Source organism: Blastomonas sp. (assembly GCF_046294995.1).
Classification (GTDB): domain Bacteria; phylum Pseudomonadota; class Alphaproteobacteria; order Sphingomonadales; family Sphingomonadaceae; genus Blastomonas.
In genome coordinates, this window is sequence record NZ_JBKBOG010000011.1 from 89,361 (window position 1) to 95,360 (window position 6,000).

Annotated in this window: 7 protein-coding genes; 3 read left to right on the forward strand and 4 right to left on the reverse strand. The window is 63.7% G+C overall.

Going from position 1 to position 6,000, the window contains the following annotated elements; all coding sequences use genetic code 11:
- The first annotated feature begins 103 nt into the window (after positions 1-103).
- Positions 104-1,198, forward strand: a complete 1,095-nt coding sequence (locus ACK4R0_RS12610) for an alpha/beta hydrolase (protein ID WP_409674392.1) — start codon at positions 104-106, stop codon at positions 1,196-1,198.
- Between the two features lie 13 nt (positions 1,199-1,211).
- Positions 1,212-1,940, forward strand: coding sequence for a ParA family protein (locus ACK4R0_RS12615; RefSeq protein WP_409674394.1), 729 nt, complete (start codon positions 1,212-1,214; stop codon positions 1,938-1,940).
- Positions 1,941-2,125: 185 nt separating this feature from the next.
- Here the strand turns inward: ACK4R0_RS12615 and ACK4R0_RS12620 are convergent, their stop codons facing one another.
- From ACK4R0_RS12620 to ispG, 4 genes are read right to left on the reverse strand one after another with little or no spacing between them, the layout of a single operon-like run.
- Complete coding sequence (locus ACK4R0_RS12620) at positions 2,126-2,506, reverse strand: type II toxin-antitoxin system VapC family toxin (RefSeq protein ID WP_409674396.1); 381 nt, start codon at positions 2,504-2,506, stop codon at positions 2,126-2,128.
- Positions 2,503-2,793, reverse strand: coding sequence for an AbrB/MazE/SpoVT family DNA-binding domain-containing protein (locus tag ACK4R0_RS12625; RefSeq protein WP_409674398.1), 291 nt, complete (start codon positions 2,791-2,793; stop codon positions 2,503-2,505). Before ACK4R0_RS12625 ends, ACK4R0_RS12620 begins: the two co-directional genes overlap by 4 nt.
- Positions 2,794-2,847: 54 nt before the next feature.
- Positions 2,848-3,327: an N-acetyltransferase family protein gene (locus ACK4R0_RS12630; RefSeq protein WP_409674400.1), complete on the reverse strand. Its 480-nt coding sequence runs from the start codon at positions 3,325-3,327 to the stop codon at positions 2,848-2,850.
- Entirely contained in the window at positions 3,324-4,475 is a 1,152-nt protein-coding gene (gene ispG / locus ACK4R0_RS12635; RefSeq protein WP_409674402.1) for a flavodoxin-dependent (E)-4-hydroxy-3-methylbut-2-enyl-diphosphate synthase, read from the reverse strand. The genes ACK4R0_RS12630 and ispG overlap by 4 nt, the downstream gene beginning before the upstream one ends.
- A 77-nt stretch (positions 4,476-4,552) precedes the next feature.
- Here ispG and ACK4R0_RS12640 point away from each other — a divergent pair, with 77 nt between their 5' ends.
- A complete protein-coding gene (locus ACK4R0_RS12640; RefSeq protein ID WP_409674404.1) occupies positions 4,553-5,971 on the forward strand; it encodes a M20/M25/M40 family metallo-hydrolase in 1,419 nt (472 codons plus the stop codon).
- The last annotated feature ends 29 nt before the right edge of the window (positions 5,972-6,000 follow it).

A 6,000-nucleotide genomic window follows, 5' to 3' on the forward strand; every position in this document is an offset into this window, starting at 1 on the left:
CGGAGAGGGTTTTTGCTTGCCGAGACCCCGGCAAGGTGCACAAGTATATAGGGCACCGGCGTGCGAGACACTGGCCGACGGATTGGCCAACCAAAGGATTTCTATGTTCAAATTCCTGAAATGGCTGCTGATCCTTGTGGTCGTCGCGATCATCGCCATCGGCATCTGGGGCTATGCACCAGACATCGAGCCGACCGAGCTGCAGGCCCAATATGGCCAGCCACCGTCGCAGTTCATCGAGCTCCCCAATGGCCAGAGCGTCCACGTTCGCGACGAGGGCCCGCGCGATGCACCGGCGATCCTGCTGATCCACGGATCGAATGCGTCGCTGCACACCTGGCAGGGCTGGGTCGATGCACTGAAGGCCGACTATCGTGTCGTCCGCTACGACCAGCCCGGCCATGGGCTGACCGGAGCGCAGGTGAAAGAGGACTACAGCACCGAAGCCTTCCGCGACACCGGCGCTGCGGTGATGAACCGGCTGGGCATCGACCGCTATGTGGTTGCGGGCAATTCGATGGGGGGCTGGGTCGCGTGGAACATGGCGCTGGCCTATCCCAGGCGTGTCGCCGGGCTGGTGCTGATCGACGCCTCGGGCGCTCCCGACACCAAGCCGACCAAGGTCCCCATCGGTTTCCGGCTGGCGCAGAGCGCGGCGGTGCGCCCCATCCTCAAGGTCTTCACCCCGCGCATCATCATCAAGCAGAGTCTGGAACAATCGGTCGGCGATCCGAGCAAGATCACGCCCGAGATGGTCGATCTGTACTGGAAGCTGCTGCGCCACCCAGGCAACCGCGAGGCGACCGTCGCTCGGGGAGATTTTCCGCGCAAGCCAGCCAATGCGCTGGAATTTGCCGGCCTCACCATGCCCTCGCTGATCATGTGGGGCAAGAAGGACACGCTGATCCCGTTGGCCAACGCAACATGGTTCGCGCGCCAGCTGCCCAACGAAACGGTCGTGGTGTATGACGATCTGGGCCATATCCCGATGGAGGAAGACCCGGTGCGCACCGTCGCGGATTTCCGTGCATGGCTTGAAAAAACCGGGCTCAACCTGCCTGCAACAGCGGTGACACAATCAGATCCTAGGGAAGGCCTGGCTAACCCTGGGGAAGGCCCGGCTAACCCGAGGGAAGGCCTGGCCGCCCCTGTGGAGGGCCCGGCCCCCGCCCAACCGGCACTGCCATCGGGGGGCTGACATGGGGGAGCGGATGCACAGTATTGCCGTCTACAATCTGAAAGGCGGTGTCGGCAAGACCACCAGCGCGGTGAACCTGGCATGGTGTTCGGCGGTGCTGTCGTCACGGCGGACATTGTTGTGGGACCTCGACCCGCAGGGCGCGGCCAGCCATCTGATTGGCGACGATCGCTCGGTGAAGGACGAGGCGCGATCGATCTTCGCGCGCGATGTGTCTCCCGACAGACTGGTGCGCCCCTCGCGGATCGCAGGGCTCGACCTGCTGGCCGCAGATCATTCGCTGCGCGGTCTCGACCGGATGCTGTTCGAGATCGGCAAGGCCAAAAGGCTTAAGAAGCTGATCGACGGCCTGGGCAAGACCTATGACCGGATCATCCTCGATTGCCCGCCGGGCCTGAGCGAGACATCCGATCAGGTGCTGCGCGCTGCCGATCTGGTGATCGTGCCGATCATCCCGTCCCCCCTGTCGCAACGCGCATTCGTCGAAGTGCAGGCGTATCTCGACGGCAAATCGGGCAAGCATGCGCCGATGCTTCCGGTGTTTGTGATGGTCGATCGCAGACGCGCGCTGCACAAGCAGGCGCTCGAGCAATATCCCGACTGGCCGGTGGTGCCGATGGCGAGCGCGGTCGAACGGATGGCCGAGGAGCGCATGCCGGTGGGCGCGTTCGATCCCAGGGCGCCGGCGGCACAGGCCTATGCGAAATTGTGGCAGGGTATCGAGCGCAAGCTCGCCGGTTAGAGCGGAAGCGGGTAACGCGCGAGGATCAGGGCGCTGGCGCAGCCGGACACAATCACGAAGCGCAGCACGGCATGCCATGCGGCGTCATTGATCGGGCGGGTAGAGAAAGCGCGGGCTTGGGTCATTGCAACACGATGCGCGCAACCACCTAATAAACCGTAAACGGTGCAGCCTGCGTGGCTGCGCTATCGGATCACCCGTATTTCTACGCCAACGTCCAGCCCATCCCACTGTCGGTCCGCTGTTATCACCGGCACATTTGCTCGCAATGCCAGCGCCAAACACGCGCGGTCTCCCAGCGATAGCCCCCGATAGCGGGTGGGAAGACGCAACGCTGCCGCTGCCTTGGCATCATCCACCGTGAAGGGTTCACGACTGATGTTAAGACGCCCGATCTGCCACTCGGCGAAATCAGCATCAGCGCCTTGCTCAAGACATTTGGTCAGCACTTCGCTGAAGTTGACAGTCGACATCATGCCGCCCCTGATAACTTCAAACACGCCGTTGGTACCCGGCTCCTCAAAAATCATCGCCAACATTACCGACGCATCAACCGCAAACGTCATTTGCGTTGAAACCGTTCGTTGAACCGCGCCGACTCCTCGTCTTCGCGCATCGACTCAAGGCGACGTTCCTGGATGAGCAGATCAACAATGCTGCTGCCATCGGCGGGACGAAAGGGGCGAAAAGCTTCCTGCACCTCGCGGAGCACTTGCGTATCCGATTTGATCACTAGGCTGTCGCCCTCGCGCTCGAAGATCAGCCGGTCGCCCTCATTGAATCCGAGTTCACGCCTCAGGTCGGCTGGGATGACAACTTTGCCGCCTTTGATCAGCTTTGCCGAATAGGTCATAAACGCCTCCATGGGTCACGAATATTATCATAGGACCCAAATAGCGACAATGGCCTAGCCCTCCGCCAGCCTCTCCAGCGCATCCCCTTCGATCCGCCACGGCTCCCAGCCCTTTGAGTGATGCGCGCCGATGTGGTGGTAGAAGTCCTTGGCCTTGTCGTTCCAGTCGAGCACCGCCCAATCCATCCGCGCGCAGCCGCGTGCCTTGGCCTCGCGCGCTAGTGTCGTCAGCAACGCGCGTCCGGTGCCGGTACCGCGCGCCCTGCGGCAGACGAACAGGTCTTCCAGATACAGCGATGGCGCGCCGGTCCAGGTCGAATAGGTCAGCAGCCACAACGCCAGCCCCACGACCTCGCCGTCCATCTCCGCCAGATGCGCGAACACCTGCGGATTTTCGCCGAACAGCGTTTTGCGCAGCGAGTCCTCGGTCGCCTGCACCGCATCGGGTTCGCGCTCGTAGACCGCCAGCGCGATCACCAGCCGCAGGATCGCCGCCTCGTCGCCGGGCCGCGCAGGCCGGATGCTGACGCTCATTCCGCCGCCACGACCTCGGCCTGGCCCGCATCGGAGGCTTCCGCCTCGATCTGAGCCGCCTTGGCTTCGACCAGCCGGACGATGTGATCGACCATGCCTTCGTCCTCGACCGTGTGGTCGGTGATGCCCGACAGATACACCATGTGCTTGCCCTTGCCGCCCCCGGTCAGCCCGATATCGGTCTCGCGCGCCTCGCCGGGGCCGTTGACCACGCAGCCGAGCACCGAGAGCGACAGCGGGGTGTTGATGTGCTGCAGCCGTTCCTCGAGCTTCTGCACGGTGCGGATGACATCGAAGCCCTGCCGCGCACAGCTCGGGCAGCTGACGATGCGCACGCCACGGGTGCGGATGCCCAGCGACTTGAGGATCTCGTAGCCGACGCGCACCTCTTCCTCGGGCTCGGCCGAAAGCGAGACGCGGATGGTGTCGCCGATTCCCGCCCAGAGCAGGCTGCCGATGCCGATCGCGCTCTTGACCGTCCCGCCGACGAAACCGCCCGCCTCGGTGATGCCCAAGTGCAGCGGGCAATCGACCGCATCGGCAAGCTGCTGATAGGCGGCGACCGCGAGGAACAGGTCGCTCGCCTTCACCGCGACCTTGAACTCGTGGAAATCATGGTCCTGCAGCAGCTTGATATGGTCGAGCGCGCTTTCGACCAAGGCCTCGGGGCAAGGCTCGCCATATTTTTCGAGCAGGTCCTTTTCGAGGCTTCCGGCGTTGACGCCGATGCGGATCGAGCAGCCATTGGCCTTGGCGGCGTTGACGACCTCGCGCACCCTGTCCGACGAGCCGATATTGCCCGGGTTGATCCGCAGGCAGGCAGCGCCCGCATCGGCGGCCTCGAGCGCGCGCTTGTAGTGGAAATGGATGTCCGCGACGATCGGAACGCGCGCCGCGCGGACGATCTGCTTCATCGCGGCGGTGGATTCGACATCGGGGCACGAGACGCGGATGATATCGACGCCCGCGTCCTCGCAGCGGCGGATCTGGTCGATCGTCGCGCGCGCATCCGAGGTCAGCGTGTTGGTCATCGTCTGCACGGTCACCGGCGCATCACCGCCGACCGGAACGTTGCCCACCATGATCTGCCGCGACTTGCGCCGGTCGATATCGCGCCAGGGACGAAGCGAGGGGTTGTGGGCGGACATAAATTGCTCTCCAAGTCTGTATCCGGGCTATAGTCGCTCGGGCAGGGTTTGGCGAGAGACGAGGGAGCACGATCGGCATGAAGTTTTTGCGCAAATGGGCGATGGCCACGGCAATGATCGGCATGGCCAGCACCGCCCTCACCCCCGCATTCGCCCAGCAACGCAGCCCCGATGAGCTTGCCGCCCGTCAGCTCTACAGCGATATCGTCGGATTCCGCACCGCACGCGGCCACAAGCAGGTTCCTGCAATGGTCGCATACCTCAAGGGTGCGTTCGTGAAAGCCGGCTTTCCCGAGAGCGACATAGCGGTCACCGACTACGACAGCGACGGCGAGCCGACTCAGGGGCTGATGGTCACCTATCGCGCAAAAGGAACCCCCGAGGCCGGACCGATCGTATTGCTCGGCCATATGGATGTTGTCGAAGCACTGCCCGAAGATTGGGAGCGCCCTCCGTTCACGCTGACCGAGGAGGACGGTTATTTTTTCGGGCGCGGCACGGTGGACAACAAATACGGCATCGCCAGCCTGTCGCACACCTTCATCCGCCTCAAGAAGGAAGGCTGGACGCCCAAGCGCGATCTGATTCTGGTGTTCTCGGGCGATGAGGAAACCGGGATGATCAGCACCCGCGCACAGGCGAAGATGGTTGCAGAGACGATCAAGCCCGCGTTGGTGCTCAACAGCGATGCCGGCGGAATCCGGCTGACCGAGGATTTCAAGCCGATCATGTTCGGCGTGCAGGCGGCGGAGAAGACCTTTGCAACCTTCGAGCTGACCGTCACCAATCCAGGTGGCCACTCGTCGCGGCCCCGCGCCGACAATGCGATCTATGAGCTCGCATCGGCGCTCAAAGCGATCGAGGCCTATCGCTTCCCGGTGCGCGACAGCGCGATCACCCGCGGATCGTTTGCCGAGCTCGGCAAGATCACCCCCGGTCCGCTCGGCGAGGCGATGCTGGCGTTTTCGCGCAACCCTGCCGACGAGGCCGCGCGCGCGACGTTGCTTGCCTCGCCTGCAGCCAACATGCTTGCGACCACCTGCGTCGCGACGATGCTGAAAGGCGGCCATGCCGAAAACGCGCTGCCGCAATCGGCGACCGCGACGGTCAACTGCCGCATCTTCCCTGGCGAAGGCGGCGCGGCTGCGACCGAGGCGACGCTCAAGCAGGTCGTCGGCAACGACAAGGTCGCGTTCAAGCTGGCCACCGATGTCGTCGAAAGCCCGGCATCGACGCTCAACGACGAAGTGCTCGGCGCGGTCAAGGCGGGCGTGCACGCGCGCTTTCCCGACATGGTGATCGCGCCGTACATGGAATCGGGCGGCACCGATGGCATGCACTATCGTGCGCTGGGGCTGAACACCGTCGCGATCAGCGGCGCCGCGATGCGCGATGCCGACATGTTCGCACACGGCCTCAACGAACGCATCCGGGTGGAAGATTTCTACGCCGGGCTCGATCACTGGTACTTGATCCTCAAGCATCTTGCCGACTGAGCGCACAAACCAACGGAGATTGTCATGCC